Source organism: uncultured Tateyamaria sp., from assembly GCF_947503045.1.
Classification (GTDB): domain Bacteria; phylum Pseudomonadota; class Alphaproteobacteria; order Rhodobacterales; family Rhodobacteraceae; genus Tateyamaria.
Map to the genome: position 1 here is coordinate 368680 of NZ_CANNCF010000001.1, position 24115 is coordinate 392794.

The 24115-nt window shown below is 60.0% G+C and carries 30 protein-coding genes; 17 read left to right on the forward strand and 13 right to left on the reverse strand.

Annotated elements, in window-relative coordinates; all coding sequences use genetic code 11:
* The first annotated feature begins 37 nt into the window (after window positions 1-37).
* Genes lepB through recO form a run of 5 tightly spaced genes read left to right on the forward strand, consistent with a single transcriptional unit; the run spans window position 38 to window position 3567 of the window.
* Complete coding sequence (gene lepB, locus Q1A89_RS01935) at window positions 38-862, forward strand: signal peptidase I (RefSeq protein ID WP_299722946.1); 825 nt, start codon at window positions 38-40, stop codon at window positions 860-862.
* Window positions 859-1545: a ribonuclease III gene (rnc, locus tag Q1A89_RS01940; RefSeq protein WP_299722949.1), complete on the forward strand. Its 687-nt coding sequence runs from the start codon at window positions 859-861 to the stop codon at window positions 1543-1545. Before lepB ends, rnc begins: the two co-directional genes overlap by 4 nt.
* Window positions 1542-2450 carry a GTPase Era gene (gene era, locus Q1A89_RS01945; protein WP_299722952.1) on the forward strand — a complete coding sequence of 303 codons (909 nt, stop codon included), beginning with the start codon at window positions 1542-1544 and terminating at the stop codon, window positions 2448-2450. Before rnc ends, era begins: the two co-directional genes overlap by 4 nt.
* Before the next feature lie 60 nt (window positions 2451-2510).
* Window positions 2511-2840 carry a DUF1491 family protein gene (locus Q1A89_RS01950; protein ID WP_299722955.1) on the forward strand — a complete coding sequence of 110 codons (330 nt, stop codon included), beginning with the start codon at window positions 2511-2513 and terminating at the stop codon, window positions 2838-2840.
* A gap of 1 nt (window position 2841) precedes the next feature.
* Window positions 2842-3567, forward strand: coding sequence for a DNA repair protein RecO (recO, locus tag Q1A89_RS01955; RefSeq protein WP_299722958.1), 726 nt, complete (start codon window positions 2842-2844; stop codon window positions 3565-3567).
* Here the strand turns inward: recO and Q1A89_RS01960 are convergent.
* The 4 genes from Q1A89_RS01960 to Q1A89_RS01975 all read right to left on the reverse strand — a co-directional run bounded on the left by Q1A89_RS01960 (window position 3551) and on the right by Q1A89_RS01975 (window position 7060).
* Complete coding sequence (locus tag Q1A89_RS01960; protein WP_299722961.1) at window positions 3551-3943, reverse strand: META domain-containing protein; 393 nt, start codon at window positions 3941-3943, stop codon at window positions 3551-3553. The two genes, recO and Q1A89_RS01960, sit on opposite strands and share 17 nt — an antisense overlap.
* Complete coding sequence (locus tag Q1A89_RS01965) at window positions 3943-4467, reverse strand: TetR/AcrR family transcriptional regulator (RefSeq protein ID WP_299722964.1); 525 nt, start codon at window positions 4465-4467, stop codon at window positions 3943-3945. Before Q1A89_RS01965 ends, Q1A89_RS01960 begins: the two co-directional genes overlap by 1 nt.
* Before the next feature lie 180 nt (window positions 4468-4647).
* On the reverse strand, window positions 4648-5244 hold the full coding sequence (locus Q1A89_RS01970; protein ID WP_299722967.1) for a LysE family translocator: 597 nt from the start codon (window positions 5242-5244) through the stop codon (window positions 4648-4650).
* A gap of 127 nt (window positions 5245-5371) precedes the next feature.
* Window positions 5372-7060 carry an acyl-CoA dehydrogenase family protein gene (locus tag Q1A89_RS01975; protein ID WP_299722970.1) on the reverse strand — a complete coding sequence of 563 codons (1689 nt, stop codon included), beginning with the start codon at window positions 7058-7060 and terminating at the stop codon, window positions 5372-5374.
* Between the two features lie 144 nt (window positions 7061-7204).
* Between Q1A89_RS01975 and Q1A89_RS01980 the strand changes: the two genes are divergently transcribed.
* Complete coding sequence (locus tag Q1A89_RS01980; RefSeq protein ID WP_299722973.1) at window positions 7205-7972, forward strand: sulfite exporter TauE/SafE family protein; 768 nt, start codon at window positions 7205-7207, stop codon at window positions 7970-7972.
* Here the strand turns inward: Q1A89_RS01980 and Q1A89_RS01985 are convergent.
* On the reverse strand, window positions 7969-8328 hold the full coding sequence (locus Q1A89_RS01985) for a helix-turn-helix transcriptional regulator (RefSeq protein WP_299722976.1): 360 nt from the start codon (window positions 8326-8328) through the stop codon (window positions 7969-7971). The genes Q1A89_RS01980 and Q1A89_RS01985 overlap by 4 nt on opposite strands.
* Window positions 8329-8537: 209 nt before the next feature.
* Between Q1A89_RS01985 and Q1A89_RS01990 the strand changes: the two genes are divergently transcribed.
* Window positions 8538-9395 (forward strand): LysR family transcriptional regulator, encoded by an 858-nt coding sequence (locus tag Q1A89_RS01990; RefSeq protein WP_299722978.1) that lies wholly within the window; start codon window positions 8538-8540, stop codon window positions 9393-9395.
* A gap of 47 nt (window positions 9396-9442) precedes the next feature.
* On the forward strand, window positions 9443-10153 hold the full coding sequence (locus Q1A89_RS01995) for a hypothetical protein (protein ID WP_299722981.1): 711 nt from the start codon (window positions 9443-9445) through the stop codon (window positions 10151-10153).
* Window positions 10154-10169: 16 nt separating this feature from the next.
* Here the strand turns inward: Q1A89_RS01995 and Q1A89_RS02000 are convergent, their stop codons facing one another.
* Window positions 10170-11768, reverse strand: coding sequence for a phosphoenolpyruvate carboxykinase (locus tag Q1A89_RS02000; RefSeq protein ID WP_299722984.1), 1599 nt, complete (start codon window positions 11766-11768; stop codon window positions 10170-10172).
* Window positions 11769-12110: 342 nt separating this feature from the next.
* Here Q1A89_RS02000 and Q1A89_RS02005 point away from each other — a divergent pair, with 342 nt between their 5' ends.
* From Q1A89_RS02005 to Q1A89_RS02035, 7 genes are all read left to right on the forward strand, one after another.
* Window positions 12111-12812, forward strand: coding sequence for a response regulator transcription factor (locus Q1A89_RS02005; RefSeq protein WP_299722987.1), 702 nt, complete (start codon window positions 12111-12113; stop codon window positions 12810-12812).
* Window positions 12813-12857: 45 nt separating this feature from the next.
* Window positions 12858-14546: a sensor histidine kinase gene (locus tag Q1A89_RS02010; protein WP_299722990.1), complete on the forward strand. Its 1689-nt coding sequence runs from the start codon at window positions 12858-12860 to the stop codon at window positions 14544-14546.
* Between the two features lie 6 nt (window positions 14547-14552).
* Complete coding sequence (locus Q1A89_RS02015; protein WP_299722993.1) at window positions 14553-14978, forward strand: HPr kinase/phosphatase C-terminal domain-containing protein; 426 nt, start codon at window positions 14553-14555, stop codon at window positions 14976-14978.
* Entirely contained in the window at window positions 14975-15862 is an 888-nt protein-coding gene (gene rapZ / locus Q1A89_RS02020) for an RNase adapter RapZ (protein ID WP_299722996.1), read from the forward strand. The genes Q1A89_RS02015 and rapZ overlap by 4 nt, the downstream gene beginning before the upstream one ends.
* Window positions 15863-15865: 3 nt before the next feature.
* Complete coding sequence (locus Q1A89_RS02025) at window positions 15866-16261, forward strand: PTS fructose transporter subunit IIA (protein WP_299722999.1); 396 nt, start codon at window positions 15866-15868, stop codon at window positions 16259-16261.
* 3 nt (window positions 16262-16264) lie between these two features.
* On the forward strand, window positions 16265-16534 hold the full coding sequence (locus Q1A89_RS02030) for an HPr family phosphocarrier protein (protein WP_299723002.1): 270 nt from the start codon (window positions 16265-16267) through the stop codon (window positions 16532-16534).
* A gap of 65 nt (window positions 16535-16599) precedes the next feature.
* A complete protein-coding gene (locus Q1A89_RS02035) occupies window positions 16600-17457 on the forward strand; it encodes a lysophospholipid acyltransferase family protein (protein ID WP_299723005.1) in 858 nt (285 codons plus the stop codon).
* A 28-nt stretch (window positions 17458-17485) separates the two neighbouring features.
* Here the strand turns inward: Q1A89_RS02035 and Q1A89_RS02040 are convergent, their stop codons facing one another.
* Complete coding sequence (locus Q1A89_RS02040; protein WP_299723008.1) at window positions 17486-18361, reverse strand: 3-hydroxybutyryl-CoA dehydrogenase; 876 nt, start codon at window positions 18359-18361, stop codon at window positions 17486-17488.
* Between the two features lie 174 nt (window positions 18362-18535).
* Between Q1A89_RS02040 and Q1A89_RS02045 the strand changes: the two genes are divergently transcribed.
* Window positions 18536-19357 (forward strand): DUF6473 family protein, encoded by an 822-nt coding sequence (locus Q1A89_RS02045; RefSeq protein WP_299723010.1) that lies wholly within the window; start codon window positions 18536-18538, stop codon window positions 19355-19357.
* A 56-nt stretch (window positions 19358-19413) separates the two neighbouring features.
* On the opposite strand, the gene Q1A89_RS02050 is transcribed toward Q1A89_RS02045, so the two are convergent.
* Window positions 19414-20340: an FAD-binding protein gene (locus Q1A89_RS02050; RefSeq protein WP_299723013.1), complete on the reverse strand. Its 927-nt coding sequence runs from the start codon at window positions 20338-20340 to the stop codon at window positions 19414-19416.
* Window positions 20340-21098 (reverse strand): electron transfer flavoprotein subunit beta/FixA family protein, encoded by a 759-nt coding sequence (locus Q1A89_RS02055; RefSeq protein ID WP_299723016.1) that lies wholly within the window; start codon window positions 21096-21098, stop codon window positions 20340-20342. The genes Q1A89_RS02050 and Q1A89_RS02055 overlap by 1 nt, the downstream gene beginning before the upstream one ends.
* A gap of 186 nt (window positions 21099-21284) precedes the next feature.
* Between Q1A89_RS02055 and Q1A89_RS02060 the strand changes: the two genes are divergently transcribed.
* Window positions 21285-21644, forward strand: coding sequence for a VOC family protein (locus tag Q1A89_RS02060; RefSeq protein WP_299723019.1), 360 nt, complete (start codon window positions 21285-21287; stop codon window positions 21642-21644).
* A 24-nt stretch (window positions 21645-21668) separates the two neighbouring features.
* On the opposite strand, the gene Q1A89_RS02065 is transcribed toward Q1A89_RS02060, so the two are convergent.
* The 4 genes from Q1A89_RS02065 to Q1A89_RS02080 all read right to left on the reverse strand — a co-directional run bounded on the left by Q1A89_RS02065 (window position 21669) and on the right by Q1A89_RS02080 (window position 24042).
* Window positions 21669-22241 (reverse strand): cob(I)yrinic acid a,c-diamide adenosyltransferase, encoded by a 573-nt coding sequence (locus Q1A89_RS02065; RefSeq protein WP_299723022.1) that lies wholly within the window; start codon window positions 22239-22241, stop codon window positions 21669-21671.
* A gap of 3 nt (window positions 22242-22244) precedes the next feature.
* Complete coding sequence (locus Q1A89_RS02070; protein ID WP_299723025.1) at window positions 22245-22451, reverse strand: twin transmembrane helix small protein; 207 nt, start codon at window positions 22449-22451, stop codon at window positions 22245-22247.
* A gap of 77 nt (window positions 22452-22528) precedes the next feature.
* Entirely contained in the window at window positions 22529-23359 is an 831-nt protein-coding gene (locus Q1A89_RS02075) for an SDR family NAD(P)-dependent oxidoreductase (protein ID WP_299723028.1), read from the reverse strand.
* Window positions 23360-23430: 71 nt separating this feature from the next.
* Entirely contained in the window at window positions 23431-24042 is a 612-nt protein-coding gene (locus tag Q1A89_RS02080; RefSeq protein WP_299723031.1) for an SH3 domain-containing protein, read from the reverse strand.
* Window positions 24043-24115: the final 73 nt, after the last annotated feature.

The window sequence follows — 24115 nt, forward strand, 5'->3', positions numbered from 1 at the left end:
ATGTACCCTTGAAAACTTGACCGAGCAGGAGCGCCCAATGGCCGCCAAGGAAAAATCAGAAGGTGGTGTGATCGACACGATCAAAACCATCGTTTACGCGCTGCTGATCGCGGGTGTGTTCCGGACCCTGTTTTTCCAACCCTTCTGGATTCCTTCCGGGTCGATGAAGGAAACGCTGCTGATCGGTGATTTCCTGTTCGTGAACAAAATGGCCTATGGCTATTCCTACGCCTCTTGCCCGTCGATCCCCATCATTGGTCTGGATGCCAAGGCGATCTGCGGGTTCCTTGATGGTGACAACACCCGCATTCTGGCGGGCGAGCCTGAGCGGGGCGATGTTGTTGTCTTTCGCCACCCCATTTCAGGGTCGGACTTTATCAAGCGCCTTGTCGGGCTGCCGGGTGACACTGTGCAGGTCAAAGACGGTATCGTTATCCTGAACGGCAAACCCTTGCCGCAGGAACCGGCGGGCACGTTTTCCGAGGTTTTTGAGCCGCAAGGACCGCAAGGACTGACGCCGCGCTGCGAAAGCGGCGCCGTGGGGCAGGGCGCGGCCTGTTCAAAGTCGCGCTTTGTCGAAACCTTTCCGGACGGCTCCTCGCATGTGGTGTTGAATGTGGGCGTGCAAGGCTCTGACAACACGTCCGTGTTTCAGGTGCCCGAGGGGCAGTATTTCTTTATGGGCGACAACCGCGACAACTCGTCTGACAGCCGTCTGGCACAACTGGCGGGCGGCGTCGGCTTTGTCCCCTACGAAAACCTGATCGGGCGCGCGGATCGCATCATGTTCTCGTCGGCGGGCCGCTCGATGCTGTTTTTCTGGACGTGGCGCTCTGATCGGTACTTTAAGGGGATCGAGTGAAGCTGGGCGCAGATCTGCAAGCCTTTGAGGCGCGCATCGGGCATCACTTTGCCAAACCCGATCTGCTGATCGAAGCGGTCACACATGCCTCGATGTCCACACCCACTCGCAGTGACAACCAACGGCTGGAATTCCTGGGCGACCGGGTTCTGGGCCTTGTGATGGCCGAGGCGTTGCTGGCGGCGGATACTGGCGCGCCAGAGGGCACGCTGGCCCCGCGTTTTAATGCGCTGGTGCGCAAGGAAACCTGCGCCGATGTGGCCCGCGACATTGGCCTTGGGGACGTGCTGCGTCTGGGCCGGTCCGAGATGATGTCGGGCGGGCGGCGCAAGCAGGCCTTGCTGGGCGATGCGGTCGAGGCGGTGATTGCTGCGGTCTATCTGGATGCGGGATTTGATGCGGCACGTGCGATGATTGTGCGCCTTTGGGCTGAACGTATCACAGGGGTCGAGGATGACGCCCGCGATGCCAAGACCGCCTTGCAGGAATGGGCGCAGGCCCGTGGCCTTGCCCCGCCGGTCTACGTCGAAACCGCCCGATCCGGCCCGGATCACGCGCCGGTTTTTACCATCTCTGCCCAGCTTGAGGGCGGGGCGGAGGCCCAGGCCACCGCCGGGTCGAAACGTGAGGCGCAGCAATCCGCCGCCAAGGCCCTTTTGGCCCAACTGGAGCAAGACACATGAGCACCCGCGCCGGATTCGTCGCCCTGATCGGAGAGCCCAACGCGGGCAAATCCACCCTGCTCAACCGGATGGTCGGGGCCAAGGTCAGCATCGTGACCCACAAAGTCCAAACCACCCGCGCCCGCATTCGCGGTGTGGCGATGGAAGGTGAGGCGCAGATCGTGTTTGTCGACACACCCGGCCTGTTCCAGCCCCGCCGCCGTCTCGATCGCGCCATGGTGGCCGCCGCATGGGGCGGGGCGGCAGACGCGGATGTGGTGGTGCTGATGGTCGAGGCCCATCGCGGGCTCACCGATGGCGTCATCCGCATCCTTGAGGGGCTTGGCGATATCGGCAAAGGCCGCACCGTCGCGCTCGCCATCAACAAGATCGACCGGGTGGAGGCGCAGGTGTTGCTGGGCCTCGCCGACAAGCTGAACAACGCTTACGATTTTGCCGAAACCTTCATGATCTCTGCCGAAAAGGGGCACGGTGTGGACACGTTGCGCCAGTGGCTGGCGAGCGAAGTGCCCGAAGGGCCGTGGCTGTACCCCGAGGACCAAATCGCGGACCTGCCCATGCGCATGATCGCCGCCGAAATGACCCGCGAAAAGCTGACCCTGCGGCTGCATCAGGAATTGCCCTATCAACTGACTGTCGAAACGGAGAGCTGGGAAGAGCGCAAGGACGGGTCGGCCCGCGTCGATCAGATCATCTATGTCAGCCGCGACGGCCACAAGGGCATCGTGCTGGGCAACAAGGGCGAGACGATCAAATCTGTCAGCCAGTCCGCCCGCGCCGAGCTGACCGAGTTTCTGGGCCGCAAGGTGCATCTGTTCCTACAGGTCAAAGTGCGCGAGAAATGGCAGGAAGAGGCGGAACGCTATTCCGAGATGGGGCTGGACTTCAAAGATGGAAACGCCTGAGACATCTGCCAATCGACCCTTCGGGGAGGATTTTTTCAAAACAGAGAAGCGAGGGACGTCGTGACCCGTCTGACCTCTCGGTTCTGGGTGGATGCATATCTGGCGCGGCTGCGATTTGCGGATATCCCCGGTTTTGTTGTGGCCCATGGCGATGACACGGGCGGGGCGGTGCTGGTCAAGCTAAACACGCTGGATGGGCAGGCGCGCCTGTACCAGCGCTCGTTTGATTTGATGTCGGACACGCGGGTGTGGGCGGAGCTGGCCACCGGGGTGGAGGCGGATGTGGACGAGGCGGTCGCCCGCCAGCGCGGGTTTGATCCGGATCTGTGGGTGATCGAGGTCGAGGATCGTGCCGGGCGCCATCTGCTGGATCAGGACGGGTTGGCCTGAGATGGACTGGCGCGGCACAGCCATTTTGCTGAGCGTGCGCCGCCACGGGGAAACCAGCGCGATCATCGATGTTTTCAGCGAGGAACGGGGCCGCCATGCAGGTGTCGTGCGCGGTGGGACCAGCCGCAAGATCGCCCCGATCCTGCAACCCGGTGCGCAACTGGACGTGGCCTGGCGCGCGCGACTTGAGGATCACATCGGGGCCTTTGCCGTTGAACCGGTGCGCAGTCGTGCCGCCCTTGTGATGGGCGATCGCCTGGCGCTGGCGGGGCTGAATGCCGTGACCGGCCTGCTGTGTTTTTGCCTGCCAGAGCGTGAGGCGCACGGGCCGCTTTATCGCCGCACCGAACAGCTCTTGGATTTGTTGGGCCAGAACGAGGTCTGGCCGCTCGCCTATCTGCGATGGGAGGTGGCGCTGCTCGAAGAGATGGGATTTGGCCTTGATCTGAGCACATGCGCGGTGACGGGGAGCAGCGAAGATCTGATCTATGTCTCGCCCAAGTCCGGACGGGCCGTGTCCCGCGCCGGGGCCGGGACATGGGCGCAGCGGTTGTTACCGCTGCCGGATGCGCTGCGCGGTTTTGGGGAGGCTCCGGATGTCGAAGTGGCGCAGGCGCTTGAGACCACGGGTTATTTTCTGACCAACCATCTCGCGCCTGATCTGGGCAACCGACCGCTGCCTGACGCGCGGGCGCGCTTTGTCGACGCCTTCACTCGGACGCTGTAAAAACCATCTCACCGCCCTCATCATTGGCCATGGTCATGTTGCCATCCTCGCCAAGGATCACGCGGGTCATCGCGCTTAGGTTTTTTAAAAACGCACCCTCTGCCTCGAGGTCGGGGCAGGCCATTTTTGTGGCCGCCACCGGGCCGGATTCGAACCATGGATAGGGCAGATCATTGGTAAAGGTGAACCGGTTGCAGGGCGCCTGACCAGAGACCCGACCATCCTCACCAAAGACGAGGGTGGCCCGTGCAGGAAATGGCGCGCCGTTTTGTTCGATGAGTGTCCAGGTGATGCCGGCTGCCCCATATCCAGCGACTGTTTCATCCTTTTGACACGCCGGGATCAGCCCAATCAGGGCAGCCGCAAGCAGGCGCATCACTTGAGCGCCATCACCAGATCAACCAGTGCGGCGAAGGCCACCAATGCGTCTCCGTCATCGTTGTCCATCTGCTTGAGGCCGACCAGCGCGCCATAGGCGGCCTTGGCGAAATCCTCGTTGCTGACGCCGATGTCTTTCATCAACTTGACCAGCCGCTTGAGCCGTGCGGCGTCCACAGAATGGATGGTTTTGGCCACGGACTTGTCCGACTGCGCCCAGGCCCGCAGGGCGGGGCCAGCCTTGTCGCTTTGAACGCTTTGACCAAACCGAATCATCTTGTCGGTGTCGGAACCTTCAAGGGCCGCATCCTCGACGAGTTGAGCCATCGCGCGCTCTTTCCATTCCGCGAGCAGGGCGGCCTGAAAGGCGGGGACATCCTTGAAGTGCCAGTAAAACGATCCTTTGGACGTTTTGAGATGGCGGGACAGGGGTTCGGCGCGCAGTGCCATGGGCCCTGTGGCGGTCAGTTGCGCGAGACCGGCTTCGATCCATGCGGCGGGGGAGAGAGGTGCTTTTGCCATATCCACGCGATACGTCCAAGTATGCTGCAGTGCAATACATAGCCGCACAACCGCAGATTTTGAGCGCATTGCCGCACACCCCTGACGCATGCCCGCCTATCCTGAGGGCGGAAAACAACCTGCGGGGTTGCATTTTCTGGCGGCCGACCTAGGCACCCGGTGGGACGCGTATGTCGGGGGTCAGGGGCTGAATTCCGACCAGACCGCCAGCCCGACGACCAGCAGCATTGATCCAGCCATGGCATAGTTGATCCGCCGTTGCCGATCTGGCGCCAGATCAAGCGCCTTGAGCCGCACCCCGAACCAGACCCATACCACGTGGATCGGCACCCAGATGGCGTTCACAATCAGCAGTTTCCAGATCGCTTCGGCCACCAGAGCGTCAGGCATCAGGGCAAATCCGGAAAACAGGGCCGTGTTGACCGCATAGGCCTTTGGGTTGATCGGTTGCAGCAGGATACCAGCCAGGACTCCGGGTTCTCTGTCGGCCCGAATGAAAGCGAGGTTCGAACCTGCGAGCGCAATGCGCAGCGCGAGGTAGAGCAGATAGGCTGTGGACAACCCAAACAGGAAGGTGCGCACCAGCGGGTCGGCCAGAACCAGCGCGGCAAGCCCGGACACAACGGCCAGAATGACGAGATTATTGCCGATGAACAGACCGAGCACGTAGCGCAGGCCCGACCGCATGCCATAGGCCGCACCGACCCCCGCTGCGGAAAGAACGCCGGGGCCGGGAGTTATGATGAGGAAAAAGACGGCTGCGGCGAAAGTGAGCATGACGCCACTTTGGAGGTTTTGGGCCGCGCGTCAATCAATGCGGGGGCGGAAACTCAATTGAGTTTCTGTTACGTTATCCGGTTTCGGAAAACGGGTCAGCCTGTTTGATCCGCGCATGCAGTTCGTTTCAGCCGAGCAATCGACGCGCAATAACCTGTGCCTGAATTTCCGCTGCGCCCTCAAAGATGTTGAGGATGCGGGCGTCACACAGCACGCGGGAAATCTTGTATTCCAGCGCAAAGCCGTTACCGCCATGGATCTGCAACCCATTGTCCGCCGCTGCCCAGGCCACACGGGCGCCGAGCAGCTTGGCCATTCCGGCCTCGACATCACAACGCCGCCCCTCGTCTTTCTCAAAGGCCGAGAAATAGGTGAGCTGACGCGCCACCATGATCTCGACTGCCATCATCGCCAGTTTGTTGGCCACGCGCGGGAAGGCGATCAGCGATTTGCCGAATTGCTTGCGGTCCTGCGCATATTGCATCGAGATATCGAGCGCGGATTGCGCAACACCAATGGCACGGGCCGCGGTCTGGATGCGGGCGGATTCAAAGGTCTCCATCAGTTGTTTGAAACCCTTGCCTTCTTCGCCGCCCAAGAGGTTCTCGCCCTTGACCGCAAAGCCATCAAAGGCCAGCTCGTATTCTTTCATGCCGCGATAGCCCAACACCTCGATCTCGCCACCCGTCATGCCCTCGGTCGGGAAGGGGTTGGCGTCATCGCCGGGCGTCTTTTCGGCGAGGAACATCGACAGACCCTTGTAGTCGGTCGTCTCGGAATCCGTGCGGGCCAGAAGCGTCATCACATGGGTGCGTGCGGCGTGGGTGATCCATGTCTTGTTGCCGGTGATGGTATAGTCGCCGCTTTCGGTCTTGGCGGCGCGCGTGCGCAGCGACCCGAGATCGGAGCCGGTGTTTGGTTCGGTGAACACAGCTGTGGGCAGGGTTTCGGCGCTTGCAAGCCGGGGCAGCCACTTGGCCTTTTGTTCATCCGTGCCGCCTGCGATGATCAACTCGGCCGCAATCTCGCTGCGGGTGCCAAGGCTGCCGACGCCGATATATCCGCGTGACAGTTCTTCGCTCACCACACACATGGAGGCTTTGGACAGGCCAAAGCCGCCGAATTCCTCGGGGATGGTGAGGCCAAAGACGCCCATCTCGGCCAGTTCCTCGATGACCTCCATCGGAATCAATTCGTCATTGAGGTGCCAGTCATGGGCAAAGGGCTCGACCTTTTCGACCGCGTAGCGGCGGAACTGTTCGCGGATCATCTCAAGCTCTTCGTCGAGCCCGCTGGCGCCCACAGTGATTTCGGCGCTGCGTTCCTGCATCAGTTCAACCAGACGCACACGGGCGGCTTGGGTGTTGCCGCCTTGGGTCAGGGCCATCACAGCCGGGTCCATCATTCCGCGCATGTCATCCTGGGACAGGCCCATGTCCTGCAGGCGCAGCACTTCGCCCTGATTCATCTGGATGCCGCCATAGATCTGCCAGAGGTATTCACCAAAGGCGATCTGCAGGATCAGCGCCTCGACTTCACCGAATCGAGATTGGGATTCGAGGTCGCTTGCCCATTTGTGCATCTGCCGCAACGACTGGGCATATGTGGCAAGCCACGCAAGGCCATGTGCGGCGGTCTGGTGCTCTTCGACCAGGGCAGAGGACACGCGACCATCCACGCTGAGCGCATCGCGCAGGCGGGTGCGGGCAAGCTCTGTGATTGCGTCGACAGGGGCGATTGCGGCCCCGGTCAATGCCAGCAAATCATCCAGCAAAACGGGGGCTGCGGTGCTCATGTCCTGTCCATCATGTGCCATGGTTTGGCTCCTCATCTCGGGTTGGCGCTCTCGTATCTACTTTGCAGGTGCAGCGCAACAAATATTCATTTGGGTGCGTCTATTTGTTCTATTATTTCGCGCAGTTCTTTTGCAGACCCGCGCCGACAGGCGTAAGAGGGCGGAATGGAAATGTTTTTTGACCTTCTCTCTCCGCAGCTTTGGTTGATTGCGCTCAGTATCGCGGTGCTTGGGGGAGTCGTCAAAGGCGTGGTGGGATTCGCGATGCCAATGGTGGTGATTTCCGGCCTGTCCTCGATCATGGAACCGGAAATCGCGCTGGCCGGGCTGATCCTTCCAACGCTGGTTGCCAACGGTACGCAAGCGCTGGGGCAGGGAATCGCACCCGCCTGGGCATCCGCGAGGCGATTCTGGGTCTATCTGACAGTCGGCGGGGTGGTGCTGGTCGCAAGTGCGCAACTGGTCCGGGTGTTGCCGATCAGCGTGTTGCTTGGCCTGATCGGTGTGCCCGTTGTGCTGTTTGCGCTGCTGCAACTGGCTGGCTGGCAGCTGGCACTGGCCCGCCAACGCAAGGATGTCGAGGCCGGGATCGGGGCCTTTGCCGGATTCCTCGGTGGTATTTCGGGCATCTGGGGGCCGCCCACCGTGCTTTATCTGACCGCGCTCAATACCGAAAAAGCCGAACAGATGCGCGTGCAGGGTGTCATCTATGGGCTCGGCGCGATTGCACTTGTTGGCGCGCATATCGGGTCGGGTGTTTTGCGGGCAGAAACACTTCCGCTCAGCCTTGCGCTGATCGCGCCAGCCCTTCTGGGCCAATGGCTGGGCGGGAAAGTGTTGGACCGGATTGATCAGGTGGTCTTCAAGAAGGCCACGTTGTTCATCCTGCTTGTTGTCGGGCTGAACCTGATCCGGCGATCACTGGTGGCTTAGGACGCCCGGCGCGCGACGGTCAGGCCAGAGACGTCTTCGATGAAGGTCACGATCCGTGTCTTGATCTTTTCGTCCTCGATGGCGGCCAGTGCATTGACGATATCAAGGCTGTTGTCACGCTCGACGGCCGCTTCGGGTTCGGCGATGCCTTCGAAGAAGTACGATGTGGGCACGTCGAGGATGCGCGACAGTTCAAACAGACGGCTGGCGGCGATGCGATTCGAGCCGATTTCGTATTTTTGGATTTGCTGGAACGACAGGTTGAGACGCTTGGCAACATCCGTTTGCGACATACGGCGCAACGTGCGGATTTGCTTCAGGCGTTTTCCAACGTGGACATCTACAGGATGGGACATGAACTGGTTACCTCTGGTTGTTTCTCCCAAAGTGATCCGCGATCCGCGAATTCGGTTCAATTGAGTAGATTTTTACATATACTACACGTCAATGTTGCATTATTGTATGATTTGTTTAACCGTGACGTATTATTTATCATCCATAGAACGGCAAAATGTCCGAATCGAAAGACAGTCTTGAAACTCTGAATCAGCCTCTCTTGTTCGAGATGATACGCTCATTCACGACTTTGGCGGAAACGCTGAATTTGTCCCATGCTGTCGCCGAACTCAACAGCACCCGCCAGACCGTCCGCCGCCACATTGCGCAACTGGAGGCTGTAAAGGGCGAACCGCTGTTCACATTGGAAAGCCGCCAGTACCACCTGACCGAAGCAGGGCGTCTTGCATTACCCGAGGCGCGGGATTTGCTGGCACGGGGGCGGTCATGGCTGCTCGGTCAGATCAGCCACCGCAACGGGTTGGAACATGTGCATGCCGAGCTGCCCGAGGGGCGCTGTTTCTGGATGCAGCAACGGCCCATGGGTGATTTGTGGGCGTTGGAGCGACCCCTTCTCAAGGCCGCGTTCCGCGCCTGGGCCTTGTCAGACGGAGAGCTGGAGTCCGAAATCATGCAGGAGGTACGCCCCTTTTTCATGGTCTACCGTGATTCGCCAAACGGCTGGATTTGCATCGAAATCGGGGATCAGTCTTCTTATGTGACCTGGTCGGGCTGGGTGGCCGCCCGCTCCAGCCTCGGCCGCAACATGAATGTTTTGCCCGGTGGAGACGATTTCGCGCACCTTATGATCTCGCCGTTTGAGGATGCCGCAACCCACGAGAACACCCGCCTTGATCACATCTATACCCAGCTCAAGCGGGAAGATGACGGACCATATCTGCCAATTTATTATCAGCGTCTCTTGCTGCCGGGCCGTTTCCCCGATGGCACGTTCGCCCTGATATCCGTCGTGGACCGGCACCATGACGTGGAAATCATCGGCCTCGATCCGAACGACCGGCCCCGTATGCCAGACGACGCGATCATGAAAGAAATCTCAATTTTACCAAAATTCGACTACAAATAGAAATTCTGATTTATAGTTATCTCTGTAGGTTGCCACGGAGATTAACCATGACGTTCCAATACAATTCAAAGGCCCACTTCCTCTATGCGGCCAGTCACAACGAGCTGCAGAGCATGGGCGTGACAATCACGAGCGGGTCCGACTTCGAGGAATATCGTGAGTTGCTTGCAACAGCGCGCCCGGATCACGCCTTGGGCGAGCCGTTTGAGCCGGCAAGGTACGAGCTGACCGAGCAAAACGCGATTTGGATGGTGGGCCGCAACGAGGCTGGCGAGATCATTCATACCCAGGCGATGAAGACGTTGCCGACCCTGCATCTGAGCCTTGCCGAATATCTTTCGCGCAACCTACGCGAGTTTGAGCCATCGGGCATGGACATCGATTATGGCCGGACAGTCTATCGCGCGGGCCCTGGTGCCAGGCGTATGAAAGGCACCATCGTCTATCACGGTGAATTCTGGGTTGGAGGCTCGCCACGGCGCGGTGCGCTGCTGTCTCCTGCGCTTGGGAAACATGCATTCCTGACCGCTCTGGATCACTGGCGCCCGGATTTCACCTTTGGCTTCATTGCCAAAAGCCTCGCGTTCAAGGGCTTTTCCGCGCGGTTCGGGTTCATGCACAACGAACCGGATGCGATCAACTACGTGCTGAAAAACTCAGAAGACACCTTCGCGGGCACCATGGGCTATATGTCGAGCGAGGACCTGCACTACGCCCTTGACCTGCCCTATGCCGAGCAGATCGCAAGTGCTGCGTAAGTACCGGTAAAAGTGGTCAGCCGATGGCGGCCGCTTTTACGTCTTCGTCGATGTGGGGCAGATACTGTTCGAAGTTGTTCGAGAACATGTCGACAAGTTTGGCCGCCTGCCGGTCATAGGCCTCGACATCATCCCAGGTCCGGCGTGGATCAAGCAGGATGTCAGCCACGCCAGGCACGGACACAGGAACGTCAAAGCCAAAGTTGGGATCCTTGCGGAATTCTCCGGCCGCAAGTGTCCCGTCAAGGGCTGCAGTCAACAGGGCGCGGGTGGCGCGGATCGGCATCCGACTGCCCGTCCCATAGGCCCCGCCGGTCCACCCCGTATTGACCAACCAGCACGAGGCGCCATGTTTGGCGATCTTGTCCTGTAGCAGCTTGCCATACTCTTCGGGACGGCGTGGCATGAAGGGCGCACCAAAGCAGGTCGAGAATGTTGGCTGGGGTTCCGTCACGCCGCGCTCTGTGCCCGCCACCTTGGCGGTGAACCCGGACAGGAAGTGATACATCGCCTGCGCCGGTGACAGCCGTGCGATGGGTGGCAGCACGCCAAAGGCATCGCAGGTCAGCATGATGATATTCTTGGGATGTCCCCCAAGGGCCGAAGCCGACGCGTTCGAGATATAGTGCAGCGGATAGGCGCAGCGCATATTGGCCGTCAGGCTGTCATCGTCGAAATCGAGGTCCTTGGTGTCGGGATCAAAGACCATGTTTTCAATCACAGTGCCGAATTTCTCGGTCGTGGCATAGATCTCGGGCTCCGCCTCGCGGCTGAGGTTGATTGTCTTGGCATAGCAGCCGCCCTCGAAATTGAACGTCCCGCGGTCAGACCAGCCATGTTCGTCATCCCCGATCAGGGTCCGGCCCGGATCGGCCGACAGCGTGGTCTTGCCGGTGCCCGACAGGCCAAAGAAAACAGCCGTGTCCACAGGGTTGCCATGGGCATGGTTGGCCGAACAGTGCATCGGCATCACGCCGCGTTCGGGCAGCAGGTAGTTCAACAGGGTAAAGACCGATTTCTTGTTTTCGCCTGCATATTCGGTGCCGCCAATCAGGATCACCTTGCGGTCAAAGTTCATCGCGATCACGGTTTCGGACCGGCAATTGTGCCGCGCCGGGTCGGCCTGGAAAGACGGGCAGTTGATGACGGTGAAATCGGCGATGAAATCCGCGATGTCTTCGGCATCCGGGCGGCGCAGCAGATGGCGGATGAACAGGCCATGCCACGCCATTTCCGTGATCATGCGCACATTGATCGCATAGCTCGGGTCGGCCCCGCCCACGAGGTCCTGCACGAAATAGTCGCGCCCCTTCATGTGGGCCAGCATGTCCTCATAGAGTGTGTCGAACCCTTCGGGCGACATGGAGGCGTTGTTTTCCCACCAGATGTGATCAGCGACACTTGGCGTGTTCACCACATGCTTGTCCTGGGGCGAGCGGCCCGTGAACTTGCCGGTGGTCACGAGAAACGTGCCACCCTTGCCCAATGTGCCTTCGCCCCGCTCGAGGGCGCGTTCGATCAGGGCTGGTTCGATCAGGTTGTAATAGACATTGCCCAGACCGGTGAATCCTTGATCATCGAGGCGAAAGTTCGGGTTGACCCGTCCAAATGTCATGTGAGTGCTCCTGCTGCCGCGCTGTGGCGTTTCTGGTCAGAGGGTGGCCAATGGCCCGACGCGACGACGCCGCATCGTTGGGCGGTGATAACATGCGGATTCCAAAGGTGAACAGCCAACCGGCACAGGTTAGCGCCATCATCCGGGACGGTTGCGCAAACAATGCCGTCCGCCACCGGACTTGGGCGGGAATGTGCGGCAATTTAGCCATTCCTAACCATTTTCTGGCGACAGTGTGGGGGCATTCGGCATGTGATTCGCAGTTATTGATTGATTCGAAAGGCCAAAACCGGAACAATGGCGGAAAATAACTAAAAAACGAGCAGCACAAGGAAACGGGCAATGTCAAAAATTGCATTAGTGGACGACGACAGGAACATCCTGACGTCGGTATCCATGACGCTTGAAGCCGAAGGGTTTGAGGTAGAGACTTATAACGACGGGCAGGCCGCACTCGATGCGTTCAACAAGCGTCTGCCGGATATGGCGGTGCTTGATATCAAGATGCCGCGCATGGACGGAATGGACCTGTTGCAGCGTCTGCGTCAGAAAACGACGATGCCGGTGATCTTCCTGACCTCCAAGGATGACGAGATCGACGAGGTCCTTGGCCTGCGCATGGGCGCCGATGATTACGTGAAAAAGCCGTTTTCGCAGCGCCTGCTGGTCGAACGCATTCGCGCCTTGCTGCGCCGCCAGGATGCGGTGGCCTCGGATGAGGTCGGCACAACCGAAGAAACCAAGGTGATGGAGCGCGGTGATCTGCGCATGGATCCGCTGCGTCACGCCGTGTCCTGGAAGGGCAAGGATGTGTCGCTGACCGTGACCGAATTCCTGCTGTTGCAGGCCCTTGCACAGCGTCCCGGTTTCGTGAAATCCCGCGACCAGCTGATGGACGTGGCCTATGATGATCAGGTCTATGTCGACGATCGCACAATCGACAGTCACATCAAACGTCTGCGCAAGAAGATGCGCAGTGCGGACGATGATTTTTCCGCGATTGAGACGCTCTATGGCATCGGCTATCGTTACAACGAAGAATAAAAGACGCCAGAACTGGCATTGGCCGAGGGGACAATCGTGCGAGACATGAGCACCCCACCATCGCATGACGGCGACGTCGTGCTTGGGGAAGACTGGGTTGCGCCCGATACCGCAGCCTCGTCAGAATTGCGTGACGACCGTGCGCGGCGCAGCCTGATTTCGCTGCGCGGCTCGCCGTTGGCGCGCAAGATCATCACGTTCAACCTGATTGCCCTCAACGTTCTCGTTGCGGGCATTCTTTACCTCAATTCAACTCGCGACAGCCTTGCCGTGCAGCGCATTTCTGCGCTTGTGGCGCAGGCTCAGCTGGTGGCTGACGTGATCGAGGCGCAGTTGCCCGAGGGTGCGCCGGTGAACCTTGCCACCGGTGATGGCGTAGATGTGCCCGGCACTCTGGCCGATCTGGATTTGCGTCGCGGCCACGAGGTTTTCGTCTTTGACACAGGAAAAACCCTGATCGCGCAAAATCAGGGCACGCTCGCGCCGATGCAGCCGGAGCGCACGTCCGGCGAAGACCTGGCACTGCTGACAGACGGGTTGAGCTGGTTGTGGAACGCGGTGTCCGGCCCCTTTGCGTCCGAACCCACCGCCCCACCTGCGATCGAAGAACAATTGCGCCCCCTGGTGGCCCGCTCACTCAGCGGCGAGACGCAAGTGAGCGAAGCACTGGATGGCGCCGGTGGCGCGCTGTTCAGCGTGGTCACACCCATCGAACAGGGGGACGCAGCCGTTGGCGTCGTGGCGCTGATCAGTGCCTCGGGTGAAATCGATGCCATGGTGCGCAGCGAACGAGAGCGCGTCTTGCAGATGTTTGTCATCGCCACGCTGGTTTCCATCGGGCTGAGCCTTGTGCTGGCCTCGACCATTGCCAATCCGCTCTCCGACCTGGCGACCGCAGCCGAGCTGGGCCGGGACAAAAACGCACGCAAGGTCAATCCCGGTCGCATCCGCATCCCGGATCTCACCGCGCGCCCGGATGAAATCGGGCGGCTTTCGGGGGCACTGCGCGGCATGATTGCCGCTCTCTACAATCGCATCGACGGCAACGAACAGTTTGCCGCTGACGTGGCCCACGAGATCAAGAACCCTCTGGCCTCCCTGCGTTCGGCGGTCGGGACATTGCGAATGATCAAACGCGATGATCAGCGCGAAAAACTGCTGGATGTAATCGACCACGACGTGCGCCGCCTCGACCGGCTGGTCAGCGACATTTCCAACGCCTCGCGCCTGGACAGTGAACTGGTCAAGGAAGAGGAAGAACCGTTCAACCTGTTGCATATGCTCAGCAATCTCAGCGAATACCTTGGTGAGGATGCACGCAGCAAGGGCATCGAATTCATCTCTGACCTGCCCGCCAATCCGATCGAGGTGCAGGGGCTTGAGGCGCGTTTGGCGCAGGTGTTTGTAAACCTGATCACCAACGCCATCTCGTTCTGCGAGGACGGCGACGCCATCCGCATTTGGGCCCGCAAACGTGAAAACCGTGTGTTGATTGTGGTTGAGGATACAGGCCCCGGCATCCCGGATCAGGCGCTGACAAAAATCTTCAAGCGCTTTTACTCGCAGCGCCCAGACGAGCATTTCGGGAATAATTCCGGCCTAGGCCTTGCGATTTCAAAGCAGATTGTCGAGGCCCATGGCGGCGTGATCTGGGCTGAAAACATCCGTCCGACGGATGCCGATATCACGTCCGAACCGCTTGGCGCACGATTTGTCGTGGGTTTGCCGGTCTGACCGGCGATGGCCGACCGCACCCGCCTGCACGCCTCGTCCGTCGCGCTTGATGGCAAGGGTGTGCTGATCACTGGCGCATCCGGCAGCGGAAAATCCTCGTTGGCTCTGCAGCTTATGGCGATGGGCTGCACTTTGGTAGCGGATGATCAAACGGAACTGGCCCGCCAAGACGACCTGCTCTGGGCCTCCGCACCGACGGCAATCCTGGGCGTGATCGAAGCGCGCGGGGTAGGGCTTTTGCACGCTGACACCACTGTGGCCGCCATCGACCTTGTCATTGACCTTGACCAGAAAGAGCGCGACCGTCTGCCGCAGCGCCATGAGGTGACGATCCTTGGATTGACGCGACCATGCCTGCACAATGCCGCAAGTGATGCCTGGCCCGCCGCCATAATCCAATACCTCCAACGAGGAAGACAAGAACCGCAATGAGCACGCCCCCAGCAGATGCGCGACGATTTGTGCTTGTCACCGGCCCGGCGGGTGCAGGGCGCTCCAGCGCGATCCGGGCGCTTGAGGATTTGGGCTATGAGGCCATCGACAACATGCCATTGCGCCTCATCGCGGCGCTGCTGGAAAACCCGATCCCGGACAAGCCCGTCGCCTTGGGCATCGACCCCCGCAACCGGGATTTTTCACTCGCCACTGTCATGGACACATTCGGACGGATTGCCGCTGTCAAAGGCCTCGTGCCGGAATTGCTTTATCTTGATTGCCGCACCGATGTCCTGCTGAACCGGTTTTCCGAAACCCGCAGGCGGCATCCGCTGGCCGAAGCGGACAGAGTCGAGGCAGGCATCCAGCGCGAGTTGGAGTTACTTGAGCCCTTGAAATCCGGCGCAGACATCCTGATCGACACATCTGATCTGAACGTTCACCAGCTGCGCGCGGAAGTCGAACACTGGTTTTCCAAAGGCGATCACAGCCAGTTGGCGGTGTCGGTGCAAAGCTTTAGCTACAAGCGTGGTCTGCCGCGCTCGGTCGATATGGTGTTTGACTGCCGTTTTCTAAAAAATCCCTATTGGGAACCGTCCCTGCGCGCCAGCACCGGGCAGGATGCGGCGGTGCGCGACTATATCCGGACCGACACGCGCGCGGCGGAGTTCGAGGCGAAACTGGCCGAGATGATGTTCTGGCTGCTGCCGGCCTACCTCGCTGAGGGCAAGTCTCACCTGTCGGTTGCACTGGGCTGTACCGGCGGGCAGCATCGGTCGGTTGCAATGGCCGAAACCTTGGGTGCAGCCCTTGCAGCGGCGGGCTGGCAGGTGTCTATTCGCCACCGCGAACTGGATCGCCACAAACGCAAAGAGGCATAAAGCTTGATCGGCATCGTGATCGTGGCCCACGGAGGGCTTGCAGGCGAATACCTACGTGCCATCGAACATGTCGTTGGCCGCCAGCCCGGCATGCGCGCCATTGCGATCGAACCCGATCACAACCGCTCTGAAAAGGAACTTGAGATCTGCGAGGCGGCTGATGCCGTGGACAGTGGTGGCGGCGTGGTTGTTGTGACTGATCTGTTTGGCGGCTCGCCCTCGAATCTCAGCCTGCTGGCTTGTCGCCCGCACAACCGCCGGATCGTTTACGGCGCGAATTTGCCCATGCTCATCAAACTCGCCAAAAGCCGCCAACTGGACATCGCGGACGCCGTGCGTTTGGCGCTGGATGCAGGCAAGAAGTATATAGACAGTCAAAATATAAGTGCAGACAGATAATCCATGACTCAAGCCAAACTGGAAATCGTAAATATCAAAGGTCTGCATGCACGCGCTTCTGCCAAACTGGTCGAAGTGGTCGAGGCATTTGACGCCCGTGCAACGGTCAGCAAGGATGGCATGTCTGCATCAGGGGACAGCATTATGGGCCTTTTGATGTTGGCAGCGCCGATTGGAAGTTTTATTGACGTTGAGACCTCCGGTCCGGATGCAGATGCATTGGCGGAGGCGCTTGCCGCTCTGGTGGCGGACAAGTTTGGGGAGGACGCCTGAGCCAATCCGGCTGGGTTGGACAGGTCATGTGAGGTGGCGAAACCTTGGTCGAAAGCACGCAAAATATGACCAAAGTTGTTGAACCGGAAACGGTCAGCTTTGCCAAATATGACAGGCGCAGTCTGTCCTATGCGTCCACATTCGAAGACCCCTGGAAGGCCACCTTTATTCGCGTGATGGAGGCCTTTACCGGCAAGCTGACCATTCTGCGCCTGATCCGCAAATTCGAGCGCCAAGGCGCACCGTCCGGGCAGGCGTTTTGGCGCGCTGCGCTGGATGTTATGGGCATCAACCTCACCACGCCGCAGGAACAGCTGGATCGCATCCCCAAGGAGGGGCCCGTGATTGTCGTGGCCAACCACCCGCACGGGATGGTGGACGGGATGATCTTTGCCGACCTGATTGGCCGCGTGCGCCCCGATTACCGTATTCTGACGCGCTCGCTTTTGACGGCGATTGACGAAGTGGCCGGCAGCTACATGATCCCGGTGCCGTTCCCGCATGATCAGGACGCGCAGCGCAAAGGCGTGGAAATGCGCGCCAAGGCGATGGCCCATCTGAAAGAGGGGGGCGTTGTGGCGCTGTTTCCCTCAGGCGGAGTCGCGGCCTCTGAAACATGGTGGGGCGACGCGGTTGAAGGCGAGTGGGCCGTGTTTACGGCGCAGTTGATCCGCCGGTCCGGGGCGACGGTTGTGCCGATGAAATTCAAGGGCCAGAATAGCCGCGCCTATCAGATCGCCAACCAGGTCTCTCCGATGCTGCGTCAGGGCCTGTTGCTGCATGAAATCGTGCATTCCTGCAACAAACCGCAGGGACCGATCGTGGGGCATCCGCTGCCGCAGGAAGACGTGGAAAAGTGGAAAGACGACCCGCGCGGGTTCATGGCGTGGCTGCGCGCGCACACATTGGCACTTGATAACTGACGACCTGACCGAGGCGCGGAAAACGCGCCTAGCGGGTCGGTACGGGCGTCTCGCCGCGATAATCGTAGAATCCGCGCTGGGATTTGCGCCCCAACCATCCCGCTTCGACATATTTGGTGAGCAGGGGGCAGGGGCGGTATTTGGTGTCCGCCAGCCCGTCATGCAGCACATTCATGATGGCAAGGCAGGTGTCGAGCCCGATGAAATCGGCCAGCTCTAGCGGGCCCATCGGGTGGTTGGCCCCCAGTTTCAAGGACGAGTCGATGGACGACACCGATCCGACGCCTTCGTATAGGGTATAGACCGCCTCGTTGATCATCGGCATCAGAATGCGGTTGACGATGAAGGCCGGAAAATCCTCGGCCGTCGCCGCCGTCTTGCCCAGTTTGTCGACGACCGCCTTGCAGGCGGCAAAGGTTTCGCTGTCCGTGGCGATCCCCCGGATCAACTCGACCAGTTGCATCACCGGCACCGGGTTCATGAAGTGAAAGCCCATGAACTTTTCGGGCCGGTCCGTCCGACTGGCCAGACGTGTGATCGAAATGGACGAGGTGTTAGAGGTCAGGATCGTATTCGGCTTCAGATGCGGCAGCAGGTCTTCGAAAATTGCCTGTTTCACTGTTTCGCGTTCTGTTGCGGCCTCGATCACCAGATCGCTTTGCCCCAGATCAGGCAGCGCCCCGGTGGTCTTGATCCGGGCCATCGCGTCGGCCTTTGCTTCGGCGGTGATCTTGTCGCGGCTGACCTGCCGTTCGAGGTTGCGGTCAATGGTCGCGATGGCTGCATTAAGCGTTTCTTCAGACACGTCATTCAGCAGCACATCATAGCCCGCAAGCGACATGACATGCGCGATGCCATTGCCCATTTGACCTGCACCTACGATTCCAACTGTTTTGATGTCCATGATCGCCCCTTTTGCTCGCCGCTGCACCATAGGGGCAGCCCAAGGGCAGGGGCAAGGGGCGGTCTTTGTGGCACGCAAAGGTTACCGATGCCCCAAAATCGTCATGTTCCATTAGGGAATTGGCAAGCTGCACATGCGAATGTGCAGGTGGGAAATTTATTGAGAGTGGGTTTCATGAGTTACGAAGCGCTGAGTCCGGGGGGACTCGACTACCTGCCGTGCAGGTATGGCAATTCAAGAGTACTGTTTCGCGGCCCCCGCCGGTCGCTGACCGACCCGTTCATCGCATTTTTCGGGGGCACGACGACCTATGGCAAGTTCATCCAGACGCCGTTTCCGGACGTGCTGGAACCTGACCTGGGCATGACTTGCGTGAACTTTGGCAGCCTCAATGGTGGTGTCGACGTGTTCGCCACCGACCCGTTCCTGCGCGAGGTGACGACAAAGGCGGCGGTGACCGTCATCCAGATCACCAGCCCGCGCAATATGTCGAACCGGTTCTACCGCGTGCATCCGCGCCGCAACGACCGCTTTGTCGATGCCTCGGCCCTGCTGCGGGCGATCTACCGCGATGTGGACTTTGCCGAGTTCAACTTTACCAATCACATGCTGCAGCGCCTGATGACGGTTTCGCCGCAACGGTTCGAGCCAGTCGCTGACGAGTTGCGCACGGCGTGGGTCGCGCGGATGCGCCTTGTGCTCAGCCAGATACCGGGCAAATCCGTCTTGCTGTGGGCCAGCGATCAGACGCCGGACGAGGCTAATGGGGACATGGACTCGGACCTTGCTTTTGTCAGCCGCGCGATGCTGGACGAAGTCAAACCGCTGGCGACCCGTTATGTCGAGGTTGTCGCCTCGGACGAGGTCAAGGCCGCGGGCATGGACGGGATGGTGTTGTCTGAACTTGATGTTCCTGCAGCCTCCAGAATGCTGGGGCCCGCGATGCACAGTGAAATCGCCTCAGCACTCAAACCCGTGCTGAAAGAGATGATCTGACATCAAAAAGGCCCGCCGCATCCCTGCGCCGGGCCTTTTCTTTGATTGCCAATAAATTACAGCTTCTCAATCAGTTCCGGCACGGCCGTGAACAGGTCTGCCACAAGGCCGTAGTCCGCCACCTGGAAAATGGGGGCTTCTTCATCCTTGTTGATTGCGACGATCACCTTGCTGTCTTTCATACCCGCAAGGTGCTGAATCGCGCCGGAAATCCCGACTGCAACATAAAGGTCAGGGGCCACAACCTTGCCGGTCTGACCCACTTGCCAGTCGTTGGGGGCATAGCCTGAATCGACCGCCGCGCGGGACGCGCCAACCGCGGCGCCCAGCTTGTCAGCCAGCTTTTCAATCAACGCAAAGTCATCTTCGGAGCCGACGCCGCGCCCACCGGACACAACCACACCTGCCGATGTCAGTTCGGGACGGTCGCTGGCAGCGACCTTGTCTTCGACCCAGGACGACAGGGCGGGATCCGCCGCTGCCGAGATCGTGTCGACCGAAGCCGAGCCACCCGTTTCTGCGGCATCAAAGGTCGATGTACGGAAGGTGATGACCTTTTTGCCATCGCCCGATTGCACCGTCTGGATCGCGTTGCCCGCGTAGATGGGCCGCTCAAACGTGTTGGCGTCGATCACGGCAGTTGCGTCCGAAATCACCATCGCATCCAACAGGGCAGCCACGCGTGGCATGACGTTCTTGGCGTCCGTGGTCGCAGGGGCGACGATGTGTTCGTAATCCCCGGCCAGCGACACGATCAGGTCGGCCACAGGTTCTGCCAGACGCTTACCATAAAGCGCATCTTCGGCGCAGAGCACCTTGGACACACCGTTGATGGTCGCAGCCTCGGCAGCGGCAGCGGCGCAGGTCGCACCTGCGGCAAGAACGACAACATCGCCCAGAGAGGATGCGGCGGTCACGGCCTTGGCGGTGGCGTCCATCGCCAGTTCGCCGTCATTGATCTCTGCAAGTAGAAGGACTGCCATTACACTGCTCCTGCTTCTTTGAGTTTCGCCACCAGCTCGTCCACCGAACCAACCTTGATCCCGGCGGCGCGCGCCTCGGGCTCGGTTGTTTTCACGATTGTGAGGCGCGGGGCTGCATCAACGCCGTAATCCGCGGCTGTCTTTTCATCCAGCGGCTTTTTCTTGGCCTTCATTATGTTGGGCAGCGACGCATAGCGTGGTTCGTTCAGGCGCAAATCGACGGTGATAACCGTCGGCATGGTGACCTCGATGGTCTGCAAACCGCCGTCCACTTCGCGTGTGACTTTGGCCTTGTCGCCCGAAATCTCGACTTCGGAGGCAAAGGTCGCCTGGCTCCAACCCATCAGGGCCGACAGCATCTGGCCAGTGGCGTTCATATCGTTGTCGATCGCCTGCTTGCCGCACAGCACGAGGCCGGGCTGTTCTTCGTCGATCACACCTTTGAGGATCTTGGCGACGGTCAGGGGCTCGATGTCGTTGTGCACATCATCGGCCGCAATCACGAGGATCGCACGGTCCGCACCCATGGCCAGCGCCGTGCGCAGGGTTTCCTGCGCCTGCTTGACACCCACGGAGACGGCGATGATTTCCTCGGCCTGACCCGCTTCTTTCAACCGGATGGCCTGTTCGACTGCAATTTCGTCAAACGGGTTCATCGACATTTTCACATTGGCGAGATCCACACCCGATCCGTCCGCTTTGACGCGCACTTTCACGTTGTAGTCGATCACGCGTTTGACGGGCACAAGCACCTTCATGAGCGTTCCTCTCTTCAAAATTCGACTCGTCTTTTGCAAGGCGAGATAGTTTGTCTGTGTCCCTTTACCTAAAGCGCCGTTACGGAAACAGGTCAAAATCGTCGCGTCACGGCAAATAGACGCCGCGTTTCGTCCCTAGAGCGCGCCAATGGGAAACATGCTAAGCTGTTGGCAAGGAGGATAGTGATGGAACAGGTTCTTGGGTTTGGCGGATTCTTCTTCCGCGCGGAACGGCCAGACGAGTTGGCCAAGTGGTATCGCGACATGCTGGGCATCGATTTTGTGCCCACGGATGCGGATCAGAAACCATGGTCGCCTGAAGGGGGCGCCACCGTGTTCGCGCCTTTTTCGGCCGACACGACATATTTTGCGGCGGACAAGGCGTTCATGCTGAATTTCAAGGTCCGCGACCTTGGTGCCATAATCGCACAATTGGAGGCCGCAGGCATCTCGGTCACACGGCTGGATGACATGCCGGGCATTGGCAAGTTTGCCCATCTGGCCGATCCCGAGGGTACGCCGATTGAGTTGTGGGAGCCTGAGTGAGGCGGGCGATAGGGCTGTCGAACCTTACCGGTTCGCGCCCGGAACCCACAACACATCGTCTTTGCCGCCGTTGTTGGCGATCCGGGCGGCGACAAAGAACCAGTCGCTCAGCCGGTTGAGGTATTTGACCGCCGCAGGGTTCACCGCCTCCATCGTTGCCAGTTCGACGGCCAGCCGTTCGGCGCGACGCGCCACGGTGCGGCACACGTGCAGATGGGCTGACAGGGCCGACCCGCCGGGCAGGATGAAACTGCGCAAGGGCTCCAACGCGTCATTCATTGCGTCAATCTCGGTCTCCAGCCGCAAGACTTGGGCGTCGGCCATGCGCAGCGGCGGGTATTCGGCTTCGGCGTCCTTTTCCATGTCCGGGCGGCACAGATCGGCGCCAAGATCGAACAGATCGTTCTGGATACGGCTGAGTGCTGTATCGACGTTACCGCTGGCCTCAAGCCGCGCCACGCCGACAAAACAGTTCAACTCGTCCGAGGTGCCATAGGCTGTCACCCGCATCGCGTGCTTGGCCACCCGCGCGCCGTTGCCAAGGGCCGTTTCGCCCGCATCCCCGGTCTTGGTGTAGATCTTGTTCAGTACAACCATGCCCTATTCCCCTCCGGACTGACGAAAATACACATAGGCCAGGATCAGCAGCACCGCGACGAACTGCGCCGCAATCCGATACTGCATCAGCTTGTTGGAGTTCTTCTGCGCCCATCCGGACCCTTTGGCGAAACCACCAAGCCCCAGCATCAGCACCACCACAACCGCAAGGCAGGCCAGCACGATCAGAATGAGAAACGGGTCCGACATGTCCTATCCGTCCTAATTGTTATTCCCTTACCGCCCCACTTAGCGGGCCATCGCAGAAAAGCGAAGCGGTTGTGCCATCAAGTGCGCGACAACACCCAATCAAGTGCGCGGGTTGGCAGAATCCGGCGTAGGAATGCCATTGCGTAGGTGGGCGTCGTGACAAAATACCGCGGGCGGGGGCGCGGGGATTCGATGGCGTGACGCAGCTTTTTGACCACCGCCTCGGGCGGCAGTTCAAATGTGTCGGGCCCTCGATCCTCATAGAGCCGCTTGCACAGTCCCGTGCGGTATTGATCGGCGCGGGGCGAGACTTCCCAATCGATCCAGCGTTCGAAATGCGGGATCGAATTCACGCGGATGTCGCTGGTCACCGGCCCCGGTTCGATCAGGATCACGTGGATCGGGGTATCGCGCATCTCGAGGCGCAGCGTGTCGGTCAGCGCCTCAAGCGCGAATTTGGTGCTGTTATAAGCCCCCCGCCAGGGCAGGGTGACAAAGCCAAGCACGGACGAGCATTGCACGATCCGCCCTTGCCCGTGCGCGCGCATCACCGGGATGACGGCGCGTGTCAACTCATGCCAGCCAAAGAAATTCGCCTCGAAAATGGCGCGCAAGGCGTCCGTAGGCACATCCTCGACCGCGCCGGGCGTGCCAAATGCGCCATTGTTGAACAGGGCGTCAAGCGTGCCCCCGGTGGCCTCAAGAACTTCGGCCAGGCCTGCGTGGATGCTGGCCGTGTCGGCATAGTCGATCAGGGGGCTGTCAAATCCTTCAGCGCGGAGGCGTTCGCAATCCGCAGCCTTGCGGCACGAGGCAAAGACCCGCCAACCGGCCTCGCGCAACCCGATGGCTGCGGCATGGCCGATGCCGGACGAACAGCCGGTGATGAGGATGGATTTCTGTGACATGAGCGCCTTCGTTCGACCTGAGGCGCAGTCATAATCGCGTCAGGGTGCACAGCGCAATGGCCGCGCGTCGATCAGCCGTCGCTGAGAAGGAAATCGGCCATCCAGCCCACGGGGCCCCCGCCAACCGGGCGCAGTTGCACCCAACCGTCACCGGGGTTCTGCAGGATTTCGACCTTGTCGCCGCGCACCATGCGATTGACCACCGCATAATTCGTGCCCGGACCGCCGCGTACGTTCACGCTGTTGCCGGTGACCGCACGAACGGCGAAGTCACCCGACGCGACCGGTGTGACCTGTTCGACCTCGTCATCTTCGCCAAAGGTAACGGGCGTGATCACAGCGCGATCCACGATCAGGCTCGGCAGGATGATGACGGGTTCTTCTTCGCTGACGGCCACCTCTTCTTCGATTGGTGGGGTCTCTTTGGCCAGCTGGGTGCGGAGGTTGGTCGGGCGCAACACGTCATTGACCGATGTGAGGCTCAGGGAGACGCGTGTGACGTTCTCAGGCGCAGGCTGTGGGAGGGGCGCCAGATCTGCGCGTTGCAACGGAGTGGTTTCGACTTCGGCAGGCGCGTCGATCCGCGACAGACGCAGTTCTTCTGCATCGAAATCAGCGCCACCGCTCATCTCGTAAAAAACGAAGGCAAGAAACGCAAAACTGATCAATATGAAGCGCAACATCGTTTGCGATCCCCCAAAAACTACACAATGCCGTCCCAGCAGCCCACCGACGACATGATTGATCCATAACAGG

Coding starts and splice junctions, on each gene's coding strand:
- Q1A89_RS01970 (WP_299722967.1), bottom strand. CDS start 5,244: ATGCTCACTTTCGCCGCAGCCGTCTTTTTCCTCATCATAACTCCCGGC.
- Q1A89_RS02040 (WP_299723008.1), bottom strand. CDS start 18,361: ATGGACATCAAAACAGTTGGAATCGTAGGTGCAGGTCAAATGGGCAAT.
- Q1A89_RS02070 (WP_299723025.1), bottom strand. CDS start 22,451: ATGTCGGACCCGTTTCTCATTCTGATCGTGCTGGCCTGCCTTGCGGTT.
- Q1A89_RS02055 (WP_299723016.1), bottom strand. CDS start 21,098: ATGAAGGTGCTTGTGCCCGTCAAACGCGTGATCGACTACAACGTGAAA.
- Q1A89_RS02045 (WP_299723010.1), top strand. CDS start 18,536: ATGAGTTACGAAGCGCTGAGTCCGGGGGGACTCGACTACCTGCCGTGC.
- Q1A89_RS01985 (WP_299722976.1), bottom strand. CDS start 8,328: ATGTCCCATCCTGTAGATGTCCACGTTGGAAAACGCCTGAAGCAAATC.
- Q1A89_RS02065 (WP_299723022.1), bottom strand. CDS start 22,241: ATGGTTGTACTGAACAAGATCTACACCAAGACCGGGGATGCGGGCGAA.
- Q1A89_RS02050 (WP_299723013.1), bottom strand. CDS start 20,340: ATGGCAGTCCTTCTACTTGCAGAGATCAATGACGGCGAACTGGCGATG.
- Q1A89_RS02030 (WP_299723002.1), top strand. CDS start 16,265: ATGACTCAAGCCAAACTGGAAATCGTAAATATCAAAGGTCTGCATGCA.
- Q1A89_RS01960 (WP_299722961.1), bottom strand. CDS start 3,943: ATGCGCCTGCTTGCGGCTGCCCTGATTGGGCTGATCCCGGCGTGTCAA.
- Q1A89_RS02005 (WP_299722987.1), top strand. CDS start 12,111: ATGTCAAAAATTGCATTAGTGGACGACGACAGGAACATCCTGACGTCG.
- Q1A89_RS01965 (WP_299722964.1), bottom strand. CDS start 4,467: ATGGCAAAAGCACCTCTCTCCCCCGCCGCATGGATCGAAGCCGGTCTC.
- lepB (WP_299722946.1), top strand. CDS start 38: ATGGCCGCCAAGGAAAAATCAGAAGGTGGTGTGATCGACACGATCAAA.
- Q1A89_RS02035 (WP_299723005.1), top strand. CDS start 16,600: ATGACCAAAGTTGTTGAACCGGAAACGGTCAGCTTTGCCAAATATGAC.
- Q1A89_RS01980 (WP_299722973.1), top strand. CDS start 7,205: ATGGAAATGTTTTTTGACCTTCTCTCTCCGCAGCTTTGGTTGATTGCG.
- Q1A89_RS01975 (WP_299722970.1), bottom strand. CDS start 7,060: ATGGCACATGATGGACAGGACATGAGCACCGCAGCCCCCGTTTTGCTG.
- Q1A89_RS02060 (WP_299723019.1), top strand. CDS start 21,285: ATGGAACAGGTTCTTGGGTTTGGCGGATTCTTCTTCCGCGCGGAACGG.
- recO (WP_299722958.1), top strand. CDS start 2,842: ATGGACTGGCGCGGCACAGCCATTTTGCTGAGCGTGCGCCGCCACGGG.
- Q1A89_RS02075 (WP_299723028.1), bottom strand. CDS start 23,359: ATGTCACAGAAATCCATCCTCATCACCGGCTGTTCGTCCGGCATCGGC.
- Q1A89_RS02080 (WP_299723031.1), bottom strand. CDS start 24,042: ATGTTGCGCTTCATATTGATCAGTTTTGCGTTTCTTGCCTTCGTTTTT.
- Q1A89_RS02015 (WP_299722993.1), top strand. CDS start 14,553: ATGGCCGACCGCACCCGCCTGCACGCCTCGTCCGTCGCGCTTGATGGC.
- rapZ (WP_299722996.1), top strand. CDS start 14,975: ATGAGCACGCCCCCAGCAGATGCGCGACGATTTGTGCTTGTCACCGGC.
- Q1A89_RS02010 (WP_299722990.1), top strand. CDS start 12,858: ATGAGCACCCCACCATCGCATGACGGCGACGTCGTGCTTGGGGAAGAC.
- Q1A89_RS01990 (WP_299722978.1), top strand. CDS start 8,538: ATGATACGCTCATTCACGACTTTGGCGGAAACGCTGAATTTGTCCCAT.
- Q1A89_RS01995 (WP_299722981.1), top strand. CDS start 9,443: ATGACGTTCCAATACAATTCAAAGGCCCACTTCCTCTATGCGGCCAGT.
- era (WP_299722952.1), top strand. CDS start 1,542: ATGAGCACCCGCGCCGGATTCGTCGCCCTGATCGGAGAGCCCAACGCG.
- Q1A89_RS02000 (WP_299722984.1), bottom strand. CDS start 11,768: ATGACATTTGGACGGGTCAACCCGAACTTTCGCCTCGATGATCAAGGA.